23 protein-coding genes and 1 pseudogene are annotated in these 20,385 nt (G+C 67.9%); 7 read left to right on the forward strand and 17 right to left on the reverse strand.

The features are described 5' to 3' along the window. Positions 1–5: 5 nt before the first annotated feature. From ACTJI6_RS01240 to dapD, 3 genes are read right to left on the reverse strand one after another with little or no spacing between them, the layout of a single operon-like run. The gene (locus ACTJI6_RS01240) at positions 6–584 is read right to left on the reverse strand and encodes an exopolysaccharide biosynthesis protein (protein ID WP_440797132.1); all 579 of its coding nucleotides are present in this window, start codon (positions 582–584) and stop codon (positions 6–8) included. Positions 585–634: 50 nt separating this feature from the next. Continuing rightward, on the reverse strand, positions 635–1,087 hold the full coding sequence (locus ACTJI6_RS01245; RefSeq protein ID WP_440797134.1) for a YaiI/YqxD family protein: 453 nt from the start codon (positions 1,085–1,087) through the stop codon (positions 635–637). Beyond that, on the reverse strand, positions 1,084–1,905 hold the full coding sequence (dapD, locus tag ACTJI6_RS01250; protein ID WP_440797136.1) for a 2,3,4,5-tetrahydropyridine-2,6-dicarboxylate N-succinyltransferase: 822 nt from the start codon (positions 1,903–1,905) through the stop codon (positions 1,084–1,086). The genes ACTJI6_RS01245 and dapD overlap by 4 nt, the downstream gene beginning before the upstream one ends. A 92-nt stretch (positions 1,906–1,997) precedes the next feature. On the opposite strand from dapD, the gene ACTJI6_RS01255 reads away from it, so the two are divergent. Next, complete coding sequence (locus ACTJI6_RS01255) at positions 1,998–2,834, forward strand: LOG family protein (protein ID WP_440797138.1); 837 nt, start codon at positions 1,998–2,000, stop codon at positions 2,832–2,834. Between the two features lie 10 nt (positions 2,835–2,844). On the opposite strand, the gene ACTJI6_RS01260 is transcribed toward ACTJI6_RS01255, so the two are convergent. The 3 genes from ACTJI6_RS01260 to ACTJI6_RS01270 all read right to left on the reverse strand — a co-directional run bounded on the left by ACTJI6_RS01260 (position 2,845) and on the right by ACTJI6_RS01270 (position 5,222). Beyond that, positions 2,845–3,357, reverse strand: coding sequence for a hypothetical protein (locus tag ACTJI6_RS01260; protein ID WP_440797140.1), 513 nt, complete (start codon positions 3,355–3,357; stop codon positions 2,845–2,847). A gap of 34 nt (positions 3,358–3,391) precedes the next feature. Further along, the gene (rlmN, locus tag ACTJI6_RS01265) at positions 3,392–4,561 is read right to left on the reverse strand and encodes a 23S rRNA (adenine(2503)-C(2))-methyltransferase RlmN (RefSeq protein ID WP_440797142.1); all 1,170 of its coding nucleotides are present in this window, start codon (positions 4,559–4,561) and stop codon (positions 3,392–3,394) included. A gap of 136 nt (positions 4,562–4,697) precedes the next feature. Next, the gene (locus ACTJI6_RS01270; protein WP_126154003.1) at positions 4,698–5,222 is read right to left on the reverse strand and encodes an invasion associated locus B family protein; all 525 of its coding nucleotides are present in this window, start codon (positions 5,220–5,222) and stop codon (positions 4,698–4,700) included. A gap of 150 nt (positions 5,223–5,372) precedes the next feature. Here ACTJI6_RS01270 and ACTJI6_RS01275 point away from each other — a divergent pair, with 150 nt between their 5' ends. Beyond that, a complete protein-coding gene (locus ACTJI6_RS01275) occupies positions 5,373–6,362 on the forward strand; it encodes an asparaginase (protein WP_440797144.1) in 990 nt (329 codons plus the stop codon). On the opposite strand, the gene ACTJI6_RS01280 is transcribed toward ACTJI6_RS01275, so the two are convergent. Next, the gene (locus tag ACTJI6_RS01280) at positions 6,359–7,117 is read right to left on the reverse strand and encodes a TSUP family transporter (RefSeq protein WP_126154087.1); all 759 of its coding nucleotides are present in this window, start codon (positions 7,115–7,117) and stop codon (positions 6,359–6,361) included. The genes ACTJI6_RS01275 and ACTJI6_RS01280 overlap by 4 nt on opposite strands. A gap of 180 nt (positions 7,118–7,297) precedes the next feature. Between ACTJI6_RS01280 and ACTJI6_RS01285 the strand changes: the two genes are divergently transcribed. Beyond that, positions 7,298–8,299 carry an NAD(P)H-dependent flavin oxidoreductase gene (locus tag ACTJI6_RS01285; protein ID WP_440797146.1) on the forward strand — a complete coding sequence of 334 codons (1,002 nt, stop codon included), beginning with the start codon at positions 7,298–7,300 and terminating at the stop codon, positions 8,297–8,299. Here ACTJI6_RS01285 and serB read toward each other — a convergent pair. The 4 genes from serB to ACTJI6_RS01305 all read right to left on the reverse strand — a co-directional run bounded on the left by serB (position 8,289) and on the right by ACTJI6_RS01305 (position 11,841). After that, positions 8,289–9,167: a phosphoserine phosphatase SerB gene (serB, locus tag ACTJI6_RS01290; RefSeq protein WP_440797148.1), complete on the reverse strand. Its 879-nt coding sequence runs from the start codon at positions 9,165–9,167 to the stop codon at positions 8,289–8,291. The genes ACTJI6_RS01285 and serB overlap by 11 nt on opposite strands. Positions 9,168–9,196: 29 nt before the next feature. Next, positions 9,197–10,039, reverse strand: coding sequence for a C40 family peptidase (locus ACTJI6_RS01295; RefSeq protein WP_440797150.1), 843 nt, complete (start codon positions 10,037–10,039; stop codon positions 9,197–9,199). After that, entirely contained in the window at positions 10,036–11,400 is a 1,365-nt protein-coding gene (locus ACTJI6_RS01300; RefSeq protein WP_440797152.1) for a leucyl aminopeptidase family protein, read from the reverse strand. The genes ACTJI6_RS01295 and ACTJI6_RS01300 overlap by 4 nt, the downstream gene beginning before the upstream one ends. A gap of 63 nt (positions 11,401–11,463) precedes the next feature. After that, a complete protein-coding gene (locus tag ACTJI6_RS01305) occupies positions 11,464–11,841 on the reverse strand; it encodes a hypothetical protein (RefSeq protein WP_440797154.1) in 378 nt (125 codons plus the stop codon). Positions 11,842–11,981: 140 nt separating this feature from the next. On the opposite strand from ACTJI6_RS01305, the gene ACTJI6_RS01310 reads away from it, so the two are divergent. Continuing rightward, positions 11,982–12,629 carry a carbonic anhydrase gene (locus ACTJI6_RS01310; RefSeq protein ID WP_440797156.1) on the forward strand — a complete coding sequence of 216 codons (648 nt, stop codon included), beginning with the start codon at positions 11,982–11,984 and terminating at the stop codon, positions 12,627–12,629. A gap of 51 nt (positions 12,630–12,680) precedes the next feature. Here the strand turns inward: ACTJI6_RS01310 and ACTJI6_RS01315 are convergent, their stop codons facing one another. Continuing rightward, entirely contained in the window at positions 12,681–12,929 is a 249-nt protein-coding gene (locus tag ACTJI6_RS01315) for a hypothetical protein (protein ID WP_440797332.1), read from the reverse strand. A gap of 113 nt (positions 12,930–13,042) precedes the next feature. Here ACTJI6_RS01315 and ACTJI6_RS01320 point away from each other — a divergent pair, with 113 nt between their 5' ends. The 3 genes and pseudogenes from ACTJI6_RS01320 to ACTJI6_RS01330 all read left to right on the forward strand — a co-directional run bounded on the left by ACTJI6_RS01320 (position 13,043) and on the right by ACTJI6_RS01330 (position 15,771). Further along, the gene (locus tag ACTJI6_RS01320; RefSeq protein WP_440797158.1) at positions 13,043–14,071 is read left to right on the forward strand and encodes an IS110 family transposase; all 1,029 of its coding nucleotides are present in this window, start codon (positions 13,043–13,045) and stop codon (positions 14,069–14,071) included. A gap of 318 nt (positions 14,072–14,389) precedes the next feature. Further along, positions 14,390–15,397, forward strand: a pseudogene (locus ACTJI6_RS01325) (IS5 family transposase). 53 nt (positions 15,398–15,450) lie between these two features. Further along, positions 15,451–15,771 carry a hypothetical protein gene (locus tag ACTJI6_RS01330; RefSeq protein WP_440797160.1) on the forward strand — a complete coding sequence of 107 codons (321 nt, stop codon included), beginning with the start codon at positions 15,451–15,453 and terminating at the stop codon, positions 15,769–15,771. A gap of 9 nt (positions 15,772–15,780) precedes the next feature. On the opposite strand, the gene ACTJI6_RS01335 is transcribed toward ACTJI6_RS01330, so the two are convergent. The 5 genes from ACTJI6_RS01335 to ACTJI6_RS01355 form a co-directional block, all read right to left on the reverse strand. Beyond that, positions 15,781–16,380 (reverse strand): DedA family protein, encoded by a 600-nt coding sequence (locus tag ACTJI6_RS01335; protein WP_126153992.1) that lies wholly within the window; start codon positions 16,378–16,380, stop codon positions 15,781–15,783. 4 nt (positions 16,381–16,384) lie between these two features. Further along, positions 16,385–17,407, reverse strand: a complete 1,023-nt coding sequence (locus tag ACTJI6_RS01340; RefSeq protein ID WP_440797162.1) for an aspartate-semialdehyde dehydrogenase — start codon at positions 17,405–17,407, stop codon at positions 16,385–16,387. Between the two features lie 85 nt (positions 17,408–17,492). Next, positions 17,493–18,107 carry a glycosyltransferase family 29 protein gene (locus tag ACTJI6_RS01345; protein ID WP_440797164.1) on the reverse strand — a complete coding sequence of 205 codons (615 nt, stop codon included), beginning with the start codon at positions 18,105–18,107 and terminating at the stop codon, positions 17,493–17,495. Continuing rightward, positions 18,104–19,153, reverse strand: a complete 1,050-nt coding sequence (locus ACTJI6_RS01350; RefSeq protein ID WP_440797166.1) for a glycosyltransferase family 4 protein — start codon at positions 19,151–19,153, stop codon at positions 18,104–18,106. Before ACTJI6_RS01350 ends, ACTJI6_RS01345 begins: the two co-directional genes overlap by 4 nt. After that, positions 19,146–20,336 carry an MFS transporter gene (locus ACTJI6_RS01355; protein ID WP_126153989.1) on the reverse strand — a complete coding sequence of 397 codons (1,191 nt, stop codon included), beginning with the start codon at positions 20,334–20,336 and terminating at the stop codon, positions 19,146–19,148. Before ACTJI6_RS01355 ends, ACTJI6_RS01350 begins: the two co-directional genes overlap by 8 nt. Positions 20,337–20,385: the final 49 nt, after the last annotated feature.

A 20,385-nucleotide genomic window follows, 5' to 3' on the forward strand; every position in this document is an offset into this window, starting at 1 on the left:
GCCGCTTATCCGAGGATCCAGGCCACGCCGCCCCCCAGCGACAGCAGCGCGGCAAGGCCCAGCACGGTGAACAGCCCGTCGCGTGCCAGCATCCCAAAGGCCAGCAGGCTGACCACCGCGCCCAGCAGGGTCGATGTGAAGGGCACCACTTCCAGGAAGGGCATGGTCATTCCGCAGATCATGCACAGCGCCTGCGTCAGCTTGCGCACCGGCCCCCGCACCAGCAGGCGCAGCCGGGGCCGGGTGATGCGGTCCAGCCAGCCCGCCGGACGCCGCAGCGCCTGCAAGGCGCGGTCCAGCTTGCCGCTGTCGATCTGGCGGGACATCACGAAATCGGGCAGCCACAGATGGTCCCGCCCGACCAGCATCTGCATCGAGATCAGCGCGATGGTGATTCCGCAGATCGACGAAAACAGCGGGATCCCCGACAGGGGCGACACCACCGCCAGCGCCACGAAGATCAGGTTCGGCGTCAGGGAATTCTCGCCCAGCGATTCCACGATCTGGCCCACCGTGGTCGTGTCCCCGTCCGAGGCATCGCCCGCCGCCTCCAGCAGTTCCTGTATCGTCGGATCGTCCTGCACGCTTGCCCCCTTTGGTCGGGGGGCAACGCGGCGCGGTGAGGATCGGTTCGTCAGCCGCGCAGCGCGGCGCCCAGCTCGCGGTCCAGCACTTGCAGGAACCGCGCCCGATCCGCCTTGCCGAAGCTGGCGCCGCCCCCCTGCATGAAGGGGTTCGAGGCCCGCAGATCCGCCATCAGGTCGCGGGTCGCCAGGCGCGGGCCGATATTGGCAAGGCTCAGCACCTCGCCGTCATGGGTGACGACGCGCGCCCCGGCCTTCAAACAGCGGTCGGCCAGGGGCAGGTCGCCCGTCACCACCACGTCGCCCGGCCCGCATTGATCGGCGATCCACTTGTCGGCCTCGTCCGGGCCTTCGGCCACGATCTTCAGCGTGACAAGCGGATTGGCCGGGGGCCGCAGCCCGCCGTTGCAGACCAGCACCATCGGCACCCGCAGCCGCGTCGCCACCCGTTCCGCCTCTGGCTTGACCGGGCAGGCGTCGGCGTCGATGTAAAGCGTCGTCAATCCCGCAGCAGTTCGTTGATCGAGGTCTTGGAGCGCGTCTGCGCGTCCACCCGCTTGACGATCACCGCGCAATACAGGTTCACGCCGTTCTTCGACGGCAGCGACCCGGCGACGACGACCGATCCGGCCGGAACCTCGCCATACATCACCTGACCCGTTTCGCGGTCGACGATCTTGGTGGACTGGCCGATGAAGACCCCCATGCCCAGGACGGATCCTTCGCGGACGATGCAGCCCTCGACCACCTCGGACCGGGCGCCGATGAAGCAGTTGTCCTCGATGATGGTCGGCCCGGCCTGCAGCGGTTCCAGCACGCCGCCGATGCCGACGCCGCCCGACAGGTGGACGTTCTTGCCGATCTGCGCGCAGGAACCGACCGTGGCCCAGGTGTCGACCATCGTGCCCTCGCCCACGCGGGCGCCCAGGTTCACGAAGGACGGCATCAGCACCGCGCCCGGCGCAATATAGGCGCTGCGCCGCACGATGGCGCCCGGCACCGCGCGGAACCCGGCCGCGCGCCACTGGTTGTCGCCCCAGCCTTCGAACTTGGTCGGCACCTTGTCCCACCAGCTGGACCCCTGCGGGCCGCCCGACATCTGTTCCATGTCGTTCAGGCGGAAGGACAGCAGCACGGCCTTTTTCGCCCACTGGTTCACATGCCAGTCGGCGCCGCGCTTTTCCGCCACGCGCAGGGCGCCGCTGTCCAGTTGGGCCAGCGTCTCCTCGACCGCCTCGCGCACGATGCCCGTGGTGGCGCTGTCGATCTCGGCGCGGGCTTCCCACGCGGCCTCGATGGCGGTCTCAAGTGCTTGGGTCATCGGCCTCTCCTGCTGCGGGTGGAAACTGTCACCCCTGGGCTATAAGGCTGGGACAAGGCCCGTGCAATCCGCCGGGCGCCACGAGGATCCGAATGAACGACGCGACCAAGACCCCCGAGGACCGCGCCCACCCCTTTCCGCATAGCGACGAGGATGCGGATCGTGCCCGGCATATCCCCGACACGCCGCAGACCCGCGCGCCCGCCTATCAGCTGGCCTTCACCGACCGCGACTTCCTGCTGCGCGAGGAGTTGCGCCCGGTCCGCCTGCAACTGGAACTGCTGAAGCCGCAGATGCTGCTGGACGAGGCCGGGGTGGAATCGACGGTGGTGATGTTCGGCGGCGCCCGGATCCCGTCGCCCGAGAACGCGGCCCTGGCGCGCACGCCGACGCTGGCGAGGCTTTCGGCCTATTACGAGGAGGCGCGGCTGTTCGCCCAGGAAATGACCCGCCGCAGCCTGGAAACGGGCGGGCGGGAATTCGTCATCACCACCGGGGGCGGCCCCGGCGTGATGGAGGCGGGCAACCTCGGCGCGCACGAAGCGGGCGGCAAGTCCATCGGCCTGGGCATCGTGCTGCCCCACGAACAGGCGCCCAACGTCTATGTCACGCCCGAACTGTGCTTCAACTTCCACTATTTCGCGATCCGCAAGATGCATTTCCTGATGCGCGCGCGGGCGATCACCATCTTCCCCGGCGGCTTCGGCACCCTGGACGAAACCTTCGAGGCCCTGACCCTGATCCAGACCGGCCGCATGGCCCGCGTGCCGTTCCTGATGTTCGGGCGCGAGTTCTGGGAGGGAATCATCAACTGGAAGGGCCTGGCGGAAGCGGGGACGATTTCAGAGGAGGATCTAGGGCTGTTCCGCTATGTGGAGACGGCCGATGAGGCGGTGGAGATTATTGATGGGTGGCCGAAGCCAGCCTGATGCCTGCGGATCAAAGCCCCTCGCAACTTGGGTTCTGTTCTTTCAGGCGGACAAGTGCCGCGGAGGAGCCAGTCAGACTGAACCGTGTCATCGTTTGCGCGCCCAAGGCGATTTCCAGCGAGGAACCGGACCGCAAGGCGGCGACAATGGCCTCTATCTCGGCGACGGTGAAGGGCTTGCCAAGATGCAGCGCCGCCTGATCGCAGCCATGATCCTGACAGGTCACTGGCAGAAACAGAGGCGGGCGTTCATCGATACGCAGTTGCAGAATCGCATGTTCGATGCGGCTGACATTGGCGGGCCGCAAATCGGGCCTCAGGGAAAGCCCGAAAAAACCGCCGTTCCCGCATCCAAGATCCAGCCGGTGTCCCTGCCTGTTCTGAACATAGACGCTGCCCGTGTCGTCCGATGCTTCGGGGGCCCGATAGACCCAATCGGCAAGGGCAGGGGCCGCCCCAAGCGCCCCGACAACGAAAAGTAAGAGCCTCAACATGACCACCTCGCACAAGACGCGCTTGGGCAAGGTTATCAGAAAGAGCGGATGAAATCGACGGGCCTCAGCCCACCTCAGCCGCAATCTCCGCCCGCGACTTCCGCCCCCGCTCGGTCGCCGACTTCAACTGCCCGCAGGCGGCCATGATGTCCTCGCCCCTCGGGGTGCGGATCGGGCTGGCGTAGCCCGCCTTGTAGATGATGTCCGCGAAGGCGTGGATGCGGTTGTTGCTGGACCGTTTATACGGCGCGCCGGGCCATTCGTTGAAGGGGATCAGGTTGATCTTGGCGGGAATGCCCCGGATCAGATCGACCAGCCGGTGCGCATCCGCATCGCTGTCGTTCACGCCCGCCAGCATCACGTATTCAAAGGTGATCCGTTCGCTGTTCGACAGCCGCGGATAATCGCGCAGCGCGTCCAGCAGCGTGGCGATGTTCCACCGCTTGTTGATCGGCACCAGCACGTTGCGCACCTCGTCGGTGGTGGCGTGGAAGCTGACGGCCAACTGGCAGCCGATCTCCTCGGCGGTGCGGGCGATCTCGGGGACGACGCCGCTGGTCGACAGGGTGATGCGGCGGCGGGACAGCGACAGCCCCTCGTTGTCCATGCAGACCTTCATCGCGTCGCGCACGGCGTCGAAGTTGTACAGCGGCTCGCCCATCCCCATCAGCACGATATTGCTGACCAGCCGGGTTTCATCCTTGGGGGCGCCGGGAAGGGGCCATTCGCCCAGGTCGTCGCGCGCCAGCATCAACTGGCCGACGATTTCCCCTGCCGTCAGGTTGCGCACCAATTTCTGAGTGCCGGTATGGCAGAAGGAACAGGTCAGCGTGCAGCCGACCTGGCTCGATACGCACAGGGTGCCGCGACCTTCCTCGGGGATATAGACGGTCTCGACCTCATGGCCGCCGGCGATGCGGACCAGATACTTGCGGGTGCCGTCCTCGCTGATCTGGCGGGTGACGATCTCGGGCAGCGCGATCTCGAATTTCTCGGCCAGCAGGGCGCGGTAATCCTTGGCCAGGTTCGACATCTGCGCGAAATCGCGGACGCCCCAGTGATAGATCCACTGCCAGACCTGGCCCACGCGCATCTTCGCCTGCTTTTCTGGCGTGCCCGCGGCGATCAGCGCCTCGCGCAACTGGCCGCGCGTCAGGCCGATGATGTTCACCCGCCCGCTGTCCGGCAGCTTGCGGGGAAGGGTGAGGACATCCTGCGTGATGGGCGCGTTCATGGGTCAACCGGCGGCATAAGGGGCGAAAGACCCGCAGATAAGCGAAACGAGGCCGAAAATCAACCGGCCTCGCCCCTTTGCCTTGGTCCAAATATCCCCCAGAGGGCTCGGGGGACGTGAAGTCCCCCGGCCTGCGTCACTGACAGCGCGCCCGCGCCGTGTTGGTCGCCGCCGTGATCCCGGCCAGGCTGAACGTGTCCTTGGTCACCGTGCCGCGCGACGACCGCCCGGTGATGACCGCGTTCGTGCCGCCGCGCAGGGCGCCGATCAGCTTTTCATCCTCGGATGCGCTGCCGGTCCAGGCGCTTTCGCCCTCGGTGAACAGGTTGAACTTGGCGCCGCCGACATCGACCTCGACCGTGCTGTCGGGGGCGAAGGGATAGCCGCCGCTGAAGCTGACCTCGCCGTTCTGGCCGGGGCGATAGGCCACGTACAGGCGGATATCGCCGCGAGTCACCTCGCGCGGGGCGCCGTTCGCGTCGGTGTTCTGGGTCGCCTTGGGCGGCGACACCGCCCAGCATTCCTTGGGATTTTCCGCCGCGAAGACGGTCCAGTCGCCTTCGGTCGCGACGACATTGGTGGATTCCTGCGCCCCTGCGGTCCCCAGGCCCGCGATCAGGGCAAGGGCTGCGGTCATGCCGCGCAGCGTGGTCTTGGTCATGCTCTGGCCTCCTGCCATAGTTTTCGCCGCATCAGGGGGGTTTTTCCCGATTGCCGTGGTCTTTTCAACCATCTGCGGTCACGATAGCCAAAATCACCGCGCGAGAAAGAGCGCAAGGCCGGAAATCGCGCAATTGTCAGGGGAAAAGCCATGCGACCAGCGGAACTGATCGAGTTGCGGCGCGGCGGCCCGCGCGAAAGCCTGCATTGCGGCCATGCCGTCATCTGCGACACCAAGGGCGTGGTCGAGGCCTGGGGTTGTCCAGGCGAGATCATCTTTCCCCGGTCCTCCTGCAAGATGATCCAGGCGCTGCCCCTGATCGAAAGCGGCGCGGCCGATGCGGCGGGCCTGACCGACAGGCACCTTGCGCTTGCCTGCGCCAGCCACAGCGGCGCGCGGCTGCATGTGGACGCCGTGGGCCGATGGCTAAATGCGTTGGGGCTGGGCGAATCCGATCTGCGCTGCGGCTGCCACATGCCGCGCGACCCCGATGAAAACCGCCGCCTGACCTGCGGCGGCGAATCTCCCTGCCAGCTGCATAACAACTGTTCGGGCAAGCACGCGGGTTTCCTGACGCTGAACCGGCATCTGGGCGGCGGCGCCGACGACTATGTCGATCCCGGCCATCCCGTCCAGCAGGCCGTGAAGGCCGCGTTCGAGGAGGTCACCGGAGAGGTCAGCCCCGGATACGGCATCGACGGCTGCTCGGCCCCGAACTGGTCCTGTTCGCTGGCGGGGTTGGGTCGGGCGATGGCGGGTTTTGCCGATCCGGCCGACGATCGGCGGGGCCGGGCGATGCGGCGGCTTGTGGATGCGATGCGCGCCCATCCCGACCTGGTCGCGGGCGAGGGGCGGGCCTGCACGGTCCTGATGCGCGCCATGGGCGGCCGCGTCGCCGCCAAGACCGGGGCCGAGGCGGTATTCGTGGCGATCCTGCCCGATCAGGGCCTGGGCGTGGCCTTGAAGATCACCGATGGCGGCACCCGCGCGGCCGAGGCCGCGATCACCGCCCTGCTGGTCCATCTGGGCGTTCTGGACAAGGCCGACCCGGCGGTCGGCCGGTTCCTGACCGATCCGATCCGCAACTGGCGCGGCATCCCCACCGGAGAGATGCGGACGGCGCCGGGCTTTCCGTCCTAAAGCATCTGCCAGATCAGCCGCAAGGCCAGCGCGGTCGAGGTGGCGACCAGCAGCGGCTTGATCAGCCGCGCGCCGATCCGGCTGGCCAGCCGCGACCCCAGCATCGCGCCCGCGATCTGCGCCACGCCCATCACGATGCCCACCAGCCACAAGGGTTGGCCCACAAGGGCGAAGGCCGCAAGCCCGCCCAGGTTCGACGCGAAATTCAACAGCTTGGTATGGGCGGTGGCCTTTAGAACGCCGTAACCCGCCAAGGTGACGAAGGCGATCATGTAGAACGATCCTGCCCCCGGTCCCAGAACCCCGTCATAGAACCCGACCAGCGGCACCGCCGTCAGGGCAAAGGCGGCGGGCGCGATCCGCTGTACCCGGTCAAGGTCGTTCAGGCCCGGCTTCAGCGCGAAGAACAGGGCGATGGCGATCAGGATCACCGGCAGCACCAGCCTCAGCTTGTCGGTGGGCAGATAGCTGACCAGCGCCGCGCCGATCGCCCCGGCCAGCCCGGCGATCAGCGCCGATTTCCACTGGCTGCGCAGATCCACCAGCCCCCGCGCGGCATAGCTGACCGCCGCCGTCGCCGCGCCGAAGACCCCTTGCACCTTGTTGGTGGCCAGCGCCTGAGCGGGCGGGATCCCCGCCAGCATAAGCACCGGCAGGGTGATCAGCCCGCCGCCCCCGGCGATCGAGTCGATGAAGCCTGCCGCGAAACCGGCGGCGGCAAGGATCAGCAGAAGGTCCAGCGACAAATCCAGCATGGGGCGCGCCATGCGCCTTTGGCCGGGTTTTGTAAAGCGGCGAAGGCCGGGGGTTTCACACCTCCCCGGCCCGCCGCAGGGCGGCAGGCGTTCGCCGCTGAAGAAAGTCCACTGGACTTTCTTCCGGGCGCGGCTCACCCCATGGGATACTTGTGCCAAGGCAAAACACAGGAGCGGTCGATGTTCGATGACGTGATACACCCCGTGGTGCAGGCGCCGATGGCGGGAACCTCGACGCCGGAACTGGCGGCGGCGGTCTGCAATGCGGGTGGCTTGGGGTTCCTGGCCTTCGGCGCCCTGGACGCGGCGTCGGCGGGCCGAGCGATCCGGGCGGTGCGGCAGGGGACCGACCGGATGTTCGGCGTGAACCTGTTCTGCCACGCCCCGGCCGCCCGCGATCCGTCCCGAGAGGCGGGCTGGATCGATGTGCTTCGCCCGGTCTTCACGCGCTTCGGGGCCGAGCCGCCCGCCGCGCTGTCCGAGATCTATCCCAGTTTCCGCGGCAATGACGCGATGCTGGCGATGCTGCTGGCCGAACGGCCCGCCATCGTCGGCTGCCATTTCGGGCTGCCCGAGCCGGGTCAGATCGCGGCGCTGAAAGCGGCTGGGTGCAGGCTGTGGGCCACCGCGACCTCGGTCGCCGAGGGGCAGGCGATCCGCGATGCGGGCTTCGACGTGATCGTGGCCCAGGGGTGGGAGGCGGGCGGCCATCGCGGCATCTTCGACCCGGACGGGCCGGACGCCCGGCTGAATCAGGCGGCCCTTGTGCGGGCCTTGGTCCCGTTGGGGCTGCCGGTGGTTGCCGCCGGGGCGATCATGGACCGGGCGGCGGCGCGCGCCGCGATGGCGGCAGGGGCGGTCGCCGTGCAATGCGGCACCGCCTTCCTGCGCGCGCCCGAGTCGGCCACCCCGCCCGCCCATCGTGCCGCCCTGTCGGGCGGGCAGACGGCGATGACGCGGGCGATCTCGGGGCGTCCGGCGCGTTGCCTGGTCAATGACTTTACCGCCATCGACGACCGGGCCGTGGCGGGCTATCCGATGGCCTATGACATCGGAAAGGTGTTGAATGCCGCCGCCAAGGCACGGGGGAACGACGGCTATGGCGCCTTCTGGGCGGGGACGGGCGCCGCCGCCAGCGTCGCGCGTCCAGCGGCGGACACGGTGCTGGCGATCAGCCCGTGACGAAATCGCTGGCGGAGTAGCCCTGCAGGTACAGCAGCGCCGTCAGGTCGCCGTGGTCGATGCGGATCTGCGCCTGGGCCGCGACCGAGGGCTTGGCGTGCAGCGCCACCCCGGTCCCGGCAAGCTGGATCATCCCCAGGTCGTTGGCGCCGTCGCCCACCGCGATCGCATCCGCCGGTGTCAGGCCGCGCGCCGCCGCGATCGATTGCAGCGCCTCGACCTTGGCCTCGCGCCCCAGGATCGGCATTCCGACCTGGCCGGTCAGCAGCCCGCCCTCGGCCAGCAGGGTGTTGGCGCGGTGTTCGTCAAAGCCCAGCCGGTCGGCAATCGCCTGCGTGAAGGCCGTGAAGCCGCCCGAGACCAGCGCCGCATAGCCGCCGTTCGCGCGCATCGTCGCCACCAGTTCCGCCCCGCCCGAGGCCAGCGTGATGCGAGAGGCCAGCACATCCGCGATCACGCTGTCCTTCAGGCCCGCCAGCAGCGACACCCGTTCGGTCAGGGCGCCGTTGAAGTCCAGTTCGCCGTTCATGGCGCGGGCGGTGATTTCGGCCACGCGCGGACCGACGCCCGCGACATGGGCCAGTTCGTCGATGCATTCCTGGCCGATCATGGTGGAATCCATGTCGGCCAGCAGGATTTTCTTGCGCCGCCCCCAGGTGGGCTGGATCGCCAGATCCAGCGTCTGGGCGTGCAGATCGGCCCAGGCGTCCTGGAAATCGGCGGGCCTGTGGGACAGGTCGAATTCCGCCGCGATGGCGGGGTTCAGCCAGCGGACCGGCCCGCCGCCCCAGCGGTCGGCCAGGCCCTGCGCCGTCTGCTGCGTCAGGTTGGCGCGCAGGGGCGATGCGATGAGCGAAACGGTGAACATGGCCGCGTCTCCTTACTTTCCGGCGCGGTCTAGGCGATGGCGGCGGGCTGCGCCAGAGGCGGGCGGCGGACACCCAGGAACGGCCCGTCGCCCTGCGCGTCGATGCGGGCGATGGCCTGGGCGATAGGCTCGACGATCACCGCCATGGTCCAGGCGGTCGCATGGATCATCAGGTCTGGCGACATGGCCAGGGCGACATGGCCGGGCCAGAACAACAGGTCGCCGCGCCGGATGTCGTCTGCCGCCGGAAAGGCGTCGCGTTGCAGGTCGCTGTCGCCGGGGCAGGGGATGTCGCAGGCCGTCAGCGCCGCCTGCGCCAGCCCCGAACAGTCGATGCCCCAGCGGCTGTTGCCGCCCCACAGATAGGGCGTGCCCAGCAGGCTTTCGGCCACCGACACCGGGTCGGACGCGGGTTGGTCGCCGATATGCTGGATGGGAACGAAGCCGCCGTCGGCCAGCCGGGCGAAGCGCCCCTCGGTCCCTGTGACCGAGAGGCGCGCGCCAAGGGACAGGCTGGCCCGTTCCGGCCGCTTCATGTCCGGGGCGGGATAGACATGGGTCGCGGGGGCCGTCACCCGATGCGTGACGGGCGCCAGGTCGCGGGTCAGCGCGGCGGCGGGCATCCAGCCGCAATAGCCGTCCAGTGCGGCCTGCACGAAACACCAGTCCCCACGCGTCTCGATCACCGTGACATCGGCGCCGAAATTCACCTGCCGGTCGCGGCGACCATCGGGCGCGGTCATCAGGTCGGCCAGCGGCACGATCAGCCGCGCGGCCTGGCCGGGGGTATAGGCGGGCCGTTCGATCACCCCGCACAGGCTGTCCAGGGCGACTCGATCCGTGGCGGGGGTCAGGCGGCGGTCCAGCGTCATGGCAGGATCTGCGGCAGGGCCGCCAGGATCGCGCGCGCCCCCTGGCCCACGCCGCCCTTGGGACGGCCCGGCGCCAGCACCGGCTGCCAGCCATAGATATCCATGTGGACATAGCGCCCGGCGCCTTGGGCGAAGCGGCGCAGGAACAGGGCGGCGGTGATCGACCCGGCCATCCCGCCCGGTGGCGCGTTGTCCAGATCGGCGATGGGCGGCTCGATCTGCGATTCGTAGCCGTCCCAGAAGGGCATCCGCCACAGCGGATCGCGCACCGCCATGGCGGCGCGGGACAGCGCGTCGGCCGTGGCGTCGTCGTCGCAGTAAAACGGCGGCAGGTCGGGTCCAAGCGCCACCCGCGCCGCCCCCGTCAGCGTCGCCAGCGAGATCATCAGGTCGGGCGCTTCCTCGGCCCCCAGCGTCAGCGCATCGGCCAGGATCAGCCGGCCTTCGGCATCGGTGTTGTTCACCTCGACCGTCAGGCCCTTGCGGCTGGTCAGCACGTCGCCCGGCCGGAATGAACCCGCCGAAACGCTGTTTTCCACCACTGGCAGCAGCACCCGGATCCGCATCCGGTCCGCCGCGCCGGTCAGCGCCAGCATCTTCAGCAGGCCCAGTGCGGTGGCCGCCCCGCCCATGTCCTTTTTCATCAGCAGCATGGATGCCGAGGGCTTGATGTCGAGGCCCCCGGTATCGAAGCAGACCCCCTTGCCGACCACGGTCAGGCGCGGGCCGCTGTCGCCCAGCCGGATGTCGATCAGGCGCGGGGCCTGTTCGGCGGCGCGGCCGACCGCGTGGATCATCGGCAGGTCGGCGTCCAGAAGGCCGGTGCCGGCGATGACGGCGATGCTGGCCCCGATCTTATCCGCCAGGGCGCGGGCGGCGGCCTCCAGGTCGTCAGGCCCCATGTCGTTGGCGGGGGTGTTGATCAGGTCGCGGGTCAGGAACTCTCCGGCCGCCTGGGCGCGGATCCGGGCGGGATCGGCGCCTTCGGGGCAGATGAACTGCGGCCCGGCATAGGGCGCGCCCTTGTAGCGGGAAAAGCGGTACTGGCCCAGCAGCAGCGCCAGGGCCGCCTCATTCGGGTCGGCCCCCTGAGGCAGGGCGACGCGCCAGGTGCCCGGCGGCAGGGCCGTGGCATGGGCCAGGGCAAAGCGGTGGCGGCTGGCCTGTGCGCGGTCGCCCAGACCCAGGAAGGCCCCGGCCAGCCCGCCCGAGGCGTTTGGCAGCAGGCAAATCTCGGCCATCTTCCCGGAAAATCCGCTGGCTGCGGGCCAAGGACCGGCCTGGTCGGCCAGGGGATCGCCCTTCCAGACCGCCCAAAGCGGCAGGGCGTCGGCGGAATCGGGGGCGAAATCGGGGGTCATGGGGCCTGTCCTTGGTCGGTCGCGGGCGAGATTACAGGCTGGATGCGTCCCCGCAACCCCGTCTCAGTCCAGGTGGCCGCGATCCCAGATGGCCGTCAGCGATCGGTTACCCACCCGCATCAGCCTGGCATGGACCGCGCCGATGGCCACCGCCTCGCGCCGGTCGGCGCAAAAACCCAGATCCATCGCCACCCCGGCCAGCGACAGCAGCCCGATCTGCCAGGCCAGCCGGGCCAGCAAGTCGCATTGGCGCGCAGTTTCGGCCAGGTCGCCCGCGCGCACGGCCTTGTCGGCGCCGGTTAGGGCGCCCGCCAGTTGTTCCAGGGCCAGGCCGATGACGTTCTGCGCCGCCGTTTCGCCCAGTTCGGTCACGATGTCGCCCAAGCGGCGGGAATCGACCCGGACCGGTTCCGATACGGCCAACGCCATGATTTGTGCCATCTGCCTTGCCTTCTGTCTTGCATGTCAGTCTGGCCACCATGCCTGCACGCCGTGAAGAAAGGCTTGCCGCCGGCAGAAGAAATCTCTCGAATTTGTTTCAATCACGTCCTATCAAGCAGCGGGACAAGACAAGGTGAGCCATGCATAACATCCGTCCTCTGCCGCAATACCTGGCAGGTCGCTTTCACGGCTGGAAAGCCACGTCCTATGCCGAGAACAGCGCCTGGTATCGCCGCCTTGCGACCGACGGTCAGCGCCCGCGCGCGATGGTGATTTCCTGCTGCGACTCGCGCGTCCACGTCACCAGCATTTTCGGGGCGGATTCGGGCGAATTCTTCATCCATCGCAACATCGCCAACCTGGTGCCGCCCTATGCGCCCGACGGGTTGCAGCACGGCACCTCGGCCGCGGTGGAATACGCGGTGCAGGCGCTGAAGGTCGCGCATCTGATCGTCGTCGGCCATACCAATTGCGGCGGCGTCGCGGGTTGCCATGCGATGTGTTCCGGCCACGCGCCCGAGCTTGAGGAAAAGACCAGCTTCGTGGGCCGCTGGATGGACATCCTGCGCCCCGGCTATGACCGCGTGAGGGATCTGCCCGAGGGCGAGCAGGTCGCCGCCCTGGAACGCGAGGCGGTGCTGGTGTCGATCGAGAACCTGATGACCTTCCCCTTTGTCCGCGCGGCGGTCGAGGGGGGGCAGATGTCGCTGCACGGCCTGGTCCACGACATCAGCGAGGGCACGCTGTTCCAGGCGGTTGATGGCGGGAAAAGCTGGTCGGTGGTGTGATTGGGCCTTCCGGCGGCGCGGTCCGGGATAGGATGGCGCGCCGCCCCAGCGTCATGTGAGGATGAAGTCCGAGGCGTCTAGGGCGGAGGGGTCGGTCAGATTCAGCGTGACCTTGGTTCCGGCGAACTCCAGAAGGGTGCTTGTGCCCGATGCCGTCACTGTGACATCGGCAAGGCTGGACACCTGGCCGGGGGCGAAGATCCTGATCTTGTCCGTACCGTCGGTAAAATCGTTGATGAAGTCCTGGCCGTCATTCGCATAGAAAGTGAATGTGTCTGCCCCCGCCCCACCAATGAGAATATCGTTCCCTTTCCACCTACCAAGATATCGTTACGGCGTTGATGGTGTAACCGCCCCCCGACGGCATCGATGTGCCAAGGTGGGATCGCAACAATCCATTCTGGGAGGCGGTCATGTCGGAGATTACCCCTGTCGGACTCGATCTGGCGAAGAATGTATTCCAGCTCCACGGAGCAGATGCTCGCGGCGGCGCATTGCTTCGAAAGAAGCTGCGGCGCGCGCAGGTGTTGGCTTTCTTCGCGACGCTGCCGCCTTGTGTGGTGGCGATGGAGGCTTGCGGAGGCGCGCACTTCTGGGGGCGGGAATTGGTCAAGCTTGGCCATGACGTCAGGCTCATTCCGCCCGCCTATGTGAAGCCGTTCGTCAAGCGTCAGAAAAATGATGCGAACGATACCGAGGCGATCTGCGAAGCGGCGCAACGACCGAGCATGCGCTTCGTCCCGATCAAGAGCGAGGAAACACAGGGCGCTGCCAGCGTCTTCCGTGTCCGGGAACTGTTGATCCGGCAGCGGACCCAGGCAATCAACGCCCTGCGCGGACATCTGGGCGAATATGGCCATGTCGTGCCTCAAGGCGTGAGGAACGTGGGCCGGTTGATCGTACTGATCGAAAGCGAGGCTTCGGACCTGCCCGCCACTGCGCGGGCCTCACTGGATGTGCTGGCAGGGATGCTCGCCGAGCTTGACCGGCAGATCGGAGTTCTGGACGCCGAGATCGATCGCCGTGCGCGAGAGAGCGAAGTGGTGCGCCGTCTCATGACCATTCCGGGCATCGGGCCGCTGATTGCCACTTCGCTTGCCACACTGGCGCCGCCTCCGGAGATCTTCCGCAAGGGGCGCGACTTTGCCGCCTGGCTCGGCCTCACCCCGCGGCAGCATTCGACGGGCGGGAAGCAGAGGTTAGGGGCTACAACCAGGATGGGCGAGCATTCTCTGCGGAGGCTTCTGATCATCGGAGCGAACAGCGTCATCATCAAGCGACACTGCCATGCCGCGGCGCAGCCGGGCACGTGGCTCCGTAACATGCTGACGCGCAAGCCACCGATGTTGGTCAGGGTGGCATTGGCCAATAAGATGGCACGGATCGTCTGGGCGATCCTGAAGACGAAGGAGGTCTACCGGGCTCCGGCCATGGCGGCATAAACCCCGTCAGCGGTCGCGAGACGTCGGAGCGGAAGAGGGCTGAGAGCAGTTTGGCGCAACGGTCGTGTGACGGGGTCAGGAGAACCAGTTGTGCAACACGTGCCTTTGAGCACGCGGCGTTGATTTGGACCTGATCCGCGAACACCATACGGGCCCGCGGCATGGAGACGGTCGCATCATGAGGCCGGATACATGTCAGCACCCGACACCGCGCAAAACAGCTCTGAAAACCCTCTTGCGCAAGGGGCGGTTATACATGTTGGACAAGTCTAACGGCGAGGGATTCACCTCGCGAATTCCTGCCGTTAGACGCGCCGCCTGAGCAAGCCATCACCCCTCCCGCTATCGCAGGACGAACTGGTCCAACTACAACGCGTCGCTGCGCAAGCGGGGGTCGCTGCTGATCTGGGTGGACACGGACATGACCTGGCTTGCACCGCGTGATGGGAAGCCTGGGAGGCCAGCGGTGTTTTCCGATGCGGCGATACAGTTCTGGCTGTCGATCAATGTCCTGTTCAAGCTGCCGCTTCGCCAGATCGAGCCAGGTTCCGCCACTGGTTCGAGGAACCTTGACGAGGCGGGATTGTGGCGAGCCTGCTGAAGCTGGCGGGGCTGGACTGGCCGGTGCCTGACTTTTCCACGCCGTGTCGCCGACAGAAGACCCTGGCCGTGCAGATTCCCTATCGCCGCGCCGACGGGCCACTCAACCTGCTGGTCGACAGCACGGGCATCAAGTTCCTCGGCGACGGCGAATGGCAGCCGCGCAAGCACGGGGTGCAGGGGCGGCGCCAATGGCGCAAGGTGCATCTGGCGATGGACCCGGCCACGTCCGACATCCGCGCGGTGGAATTCACCCCTAGCCGCGACGGTGACAGCCCCGTTCTGTCCGACCTGCTCAGCCAGATCCCGGCAGACGAGAAGATCGGCACGGTTACCGCCGACGGCGCCTATGACACGCGCCGCTGCCACGCCGCTATCCTCGCGCGTGAGGCTACCCCGATCATTCCGATCCGCAACAACGCCCTGTGGAAGGAAGATTGCCCGGCGGCACGCGCCCGAAACGACACCCTGCGCGCCACCCGACATTACGGTCGGGCTTTCTGGAAACGTTGGACTGGATACCACGCCCGCAGTCGGATCGAGGCGAGGATGCGCTGCCTGAAATCCTTCGGCGAACGCATCATGGCGAGAGATCTGGATCGCCAGACCGCCGAAGTCCACATCCGCGTCGCACTCATGAACCGCTTCAACGCCCTCGGCACAGCCGACATCGTCCGCGTAGCCCGAGTTGAGTGGGGAAAGGGGCAGTCACGCCTCAAGCGATAGTTGCGCAACAACGCCCCGCCAATGCATCCCGGCTTGGCGACATCAATCACGTGGTGGCCAAGGAAAATGCCTATCTGGGCCAGGTGAACGGCCGCCTGAACGTCTCGGCCGCGATGCTGGAACGCGATTTCACCGTCACCGGCACCCTGCTGGAACGCGGCGAGGACGGGGCGGTCAAACTGGGCGCCTTCGATCTGACGCACAAGACCTATGGCCGTCTTCTGTCGGTCGATGGCGACGGCAATGTCAACGTGTTCGACCAGGCCGGCAATGCGATGGATGCCGCTGCCTATGTGGACGCGCTGTTCGGCGGCAACGGGCTGTTCGTCGCCGCGGGCACGGCACGGTCCGGCGTGGTGGACCGCACGATGTGACGGCGCGCCTTACGCGTCGGGCTTCCAACGGATCACGCGCCAGACATACAGGGCGATGATGCCCAGAACGACCGCCGTGGACAGCGGGTCGATCCAGTGTTCGACCGCCTCATAGCGGTCTTCCAGCAGGTATCCAGCCAAGGCCAGCCCCCCCGACCAGATGAAGCTGCCAAGCGCGGTGAACAGCAGGAACTGCCCCTGCGGCATCCGCTCGATCCCGGCGGGGATCGAGATCAGGGTCCGCACGGTCGGGATGAAGCGGCCGAAGAACACCACGGCCCGGCCATGGCGGCGGAACCAGCCCTCGGCCGCGGCGAATTCGGACAGGGTCAGGGTCAGCCAGCGGCCATGGCGCGCGATCAGGCGACGCAGCCGGTGGGCGCCGAAGGCCCGTCCGGCCAGATACCAGAACCAGGCCCCGGCCAAGGATCCCAGGCCCCCGGCCAGGATCGCCAGCCATAGGGGCGTGCCGCCGCGCGCGGCGTTGAAGCCCGCCAGCGGCATGATCAGTTCCGACGGGATGGGCGGAAAGACGTTTTCCAGAAACATGAGGGCGGCGATGGCCACAGCCCCGCCGCCGTCCAGGAATCCGGTGATCCAGTCGAACACCCGATCAGCCTTTTTTCAGCACGCGATTGCCCAGCAACTCGGCGATCTGCACGGCGTTCAGCGCGGCGCCCTTGCGCAGGTTGTCGCTGACGCACCACAGGTTCAGGCCGTTTTCGACCGTCACGTCCTGGCGGATGCGGCTGACGAAGGTGGCGAAATCGCCCACGCATTCGACCGGAGTCGTATACCCGCCCGGCTCGCGCTTATCCACGACCAGGATGCCCGGCGCCTCGCGCAGGATGTCGCGGGCCTCGTCCTCGTCCAGGAAATCCTCGAACTCGATGTTGATGGATTCCGAATGGCCGACGAAGACCGGGACGCGCACGCAGGTCGCCGTGACCTTGACCGCCGGATCCAGGATCTTCTTGGTCTCGGCGACCATCTTCCATTCTTCCTTGGTATCGCCGCTGTCCAGGAACACGTCGATCTGTGGGATCACGTTGAAGGCGATCTGCTTCTGGAACTTCTTGGCCGCGACCTCTTGGCCGGGCACATACATGCCCTTGGTCTGGTCCCACAGCTCGTCCATGCCCTCTTTGCCGGCGCCGGAGACGGACTGATAGGTGCTGACCACCACCCGCTTGATCCGCGCGCGGTCGTGCAGCGGCTTCAGCGCCACCACCATCTGCGCGGTCGAGCAGTTGGGATTCGCGATGATCATCTTGTTGCGGTAATCCTGGATCGCGTCCGGGTTCACCTCGGGCACGATCAGCGGGATGTCGGGGTCATAGCGATACAGCGACGAGTTGTCGATCACCACGCAGCCCGCCGCGGCGGCCTTGGGCGCGTGGATTTTCGTGGCGTCCGAGCCGATGGCGAACAGCGCGATGTCCCAGCCGGTCCAGTCGAACTGCTCGATGTCCTTCACCTTGATGGTCTTGTCGCCAAAGCTGACTTCGGTGCCCTGCGACCGGCGCGAGGCCAGCGCGGCAATCTCGTCCACGGGGAACATGCGTTCCGACAGGATGTTCAGCATTTCGCGGCCCACATTCCCCGTGGCGCCTGCGACGACGACTTTGTAACCCATCTCCTTGGGACTCCTTTTCTGGCGGTCGCGTGGCTTTAGCGCACGCAAGCCAGCAAGGGAAGGGGAAAGGGCCGGGCGGGCCGGGTCAGGCCAGGATCAGCCGCCCGTCCCGGCGCTGCATGTCCGCGACCCAGGCGGCCTCGGCCCCGAAGTCGTGGGGCACCTGGTCGGCGGTGCGGCTGCCCGACAGGCTTTGGCTGGCGAAGAAGTCGAAGCCGTGCAGCGTCAGGCGGGCCAAGCCCGATCGCAGCGCCAGGTCGATCATCATCGCCCCGGTGGTGGGCGGGGCGGCCAGGCGATCCTTCAGCGCATGGTAATCGGCCAGGGGATGCAGATAGAAGCCGTCGCCATGCGCGATGCGCCAGCCCAGCCGCTTGCGCTTGGGCGACATCCACAACACGCGCCTGGGGGCGATGCGGGCCAGGTCGGCATCCGCCAGCCGCACCGCCAGGGCCAGCCAATCGGTCCGCGTGCCGTGGCTTTCCGGGGACGGCATCGGCGCGCGGTTGATGCGGATCACCAGGTCGGCGGCGTCGATGGCCGCGCCGTGGCGGGTTTCGGCCAGCGACCGGGCATTGCCGATCAGCGCGACGGTCTTGCCCGCCAGTTCGGCCAGCAGGTCGGACTGCGGAACCGAAAGGGCTTGCAGCGCCGCGTCGTCGCGCAGGGTTCGGGCGGCATAGAAGCGCAGCTTGTTCATGGCCGGGCCAGCAGGTCGTGATAGAGGGCGACCAGGGCGCGGGCCTCGGTCTCGATGGCGTGGTTGGCGGCGACATGGGCAAGCGCGGCACGGCCCGCATCGGCGCGGCCGGCATCGTCGTCCAGCCAGCGGCGCAGGGCGTCGGTCAGGGCGTCGGCATCGTCGGGCGGCACCAGGCTGCCTGTCACGCCGTCCCGGATCAGCGTCTCATAGGCGCCGACGCGGGCGGCCACGGTCGGCACAGCGCAGGCCATCGCCTCCAGCGGGGTCAGGCCGAAGCCCTCCCAGCGGGCGGGGGCGGCGAACAGATCCAGCGCCTGGTAATGGCGCACCACCTGATCCCAGGGCAGCTCGCCCAGGAAGCGGATCCGGTCCGACAGGCCCGCCGCCGCGATCCGGGCCAGCAGGTCGTCTGCGAAGGCGCGGTTGTCGGGGGTGATGCGCCCGGTGAACAGGATCCGCGCCTGCGGGCGGTCGGGCAACAGCCGCAGCCCGGCCTCGACCAGCAGGTCGACGCCCTTCTGGGCGCGCACCCGGCCGAAGCAGCCGATCAGCACCGCATCGGGATCAAGGCCTAGGTCACGGCGCAGCGCCGCCCGGTCGGACGCGGGTCGGAAGATGTCGGTATCGACCCCGTGCATCACCACCGTCGCGGGCCGGTCCAGATAGCTGGCGGCCTTGTCCGAGGTGGCGACAAGCGCGTCCTGCTGGCGGATCAGCCATTTGGTAAAGCCGGTATGGCGACGCTGCGCGGCCGAGGTGAACAGCAGCCGGTATTTCCGCCGCAGGATCCGCCGCAGGATCAGGCCCAACGCCATTTCGGTGTTGCGCCGGGCGTGCCAGACCCGCCAGCGGTCGCGCGGCAGGGTGGCGGCGCGGATCAGCGGGATATGCGGCACCTCGGGCGGCAGGCCGGGGCCGGTGGCGCGGATCGCGATCATCCGGGCCTGCACCGGGATCAGGCGCACGACGGTCGCGGTGACGCCCGACAGGCGGCGCTTCAGGTTCGGGGCGACGACCAGCGGATCAACCATGGGCTCAGCCATGCCGGGCCTCGGGCGTCAGGAAATACAGGGCGAAGCCGATGGCAAGCGGGACCAGGAAGAACAGGAACAGCAGGGCGAATGCCTGCGGCGGCGCAAAGGCCCCGGACGCCGCCTGGAACACCGGGCGCGAGGCGAACTGCATCACCCCCACCCCGCCGATCGAGATCATGTTCATGAACGTCACCCCCCGCCCGACCAGGTGATCGGGCAGGAACGACCGGCCATGCGCCATCAGCAGCACATAGCCCGCCCCGGACAGCCCGATCAGCGCCAGCAGGACCACCGCCAACCCCAGGCCGGGCTGGGGGTTCAGGCACAGGAAGCCCATCACCGCCAGCGTCGCGCCGGTGAAGATCAGCACCGTCCGGCGCAGGCTGCCCACCAGCCGCACGGCAGGGGCGACCAGGAAATTCCCCAGGATCATCGCCAGCCCCATCGCCAGCGTCGCCCGCCCGATCAGTGTGGCGTCCGCGCCGAACACCCGTTCCAGATAGGGGGCGGCCCACAGGCCCCGGATCGCACCCGACGCGGCATAGTTCACGAAGAACAGGGGCAGGATGAACCACAGCGCGCGGATCCGCAGCACCTCGGCCAGCGATCCCTGGGGATGGTCCGCACCCAGCCGGGCCGGGTCGCGCACCGTCAGCGCGATCAGCAGGGCCACCGCCACCGTCGAGGCGCCCAGGCCCGCCATGGTCGCGCGCCAGCCCAGGGCCTGGATGGCCCAGACCAGCGGCGTCGCGCCCAGGATGTTGCCCAGCGACCCGAAGCCCACGATCATCCCCGCCATGGCGCCGAAGGCGGCCGCCGGATATTCGCGGGCGACGATGTAATAGGATCCCATCAGCGCGGGCGCGCAGCCCACCCCCAGCAGCGCCATCGCCAAGTGCAGGTGCCAGGGCGCCTGAGCCGACGCAAAGATCGCGGCCCCCGCCCCTCCGGCGGCCCCCAGCAGCAGGGCCACCGTCAGGCGCGGCCCGATCCGGTCCAGCATCCGCCCCACCGGGATCTGCATCGCCGCGAAGGTCGCGAACCACAACCCCGAGGACAGCGCCAGATCGCCGGGCGTGGCGCCAAGCTCGGATCCCAGGACGGGCGTCAGCACCGCAAGGAAGGCGCGATAGAACTGGCTGAGGACATAGGCCAGAACCAGGCTGACGATCCCCACGGATATTTTGGGCATGAGCGGCTTTCCTTCCCTTGCCGCGCAAGCTGCGACAGGGCGCGGAAAG

It is taken from the genome of Paracoccus sp. 22332 (genome assembly GCF_052045125.1).
In the GTDB taxonomy this organism is placed as follows: domain Bacteria; phylum Pseudomonadota; class Alphaproteobacteria; order Rhodobacterales; family Rhodobacteraceae; genus Paracoccus; species Paracoccus haematequi_A.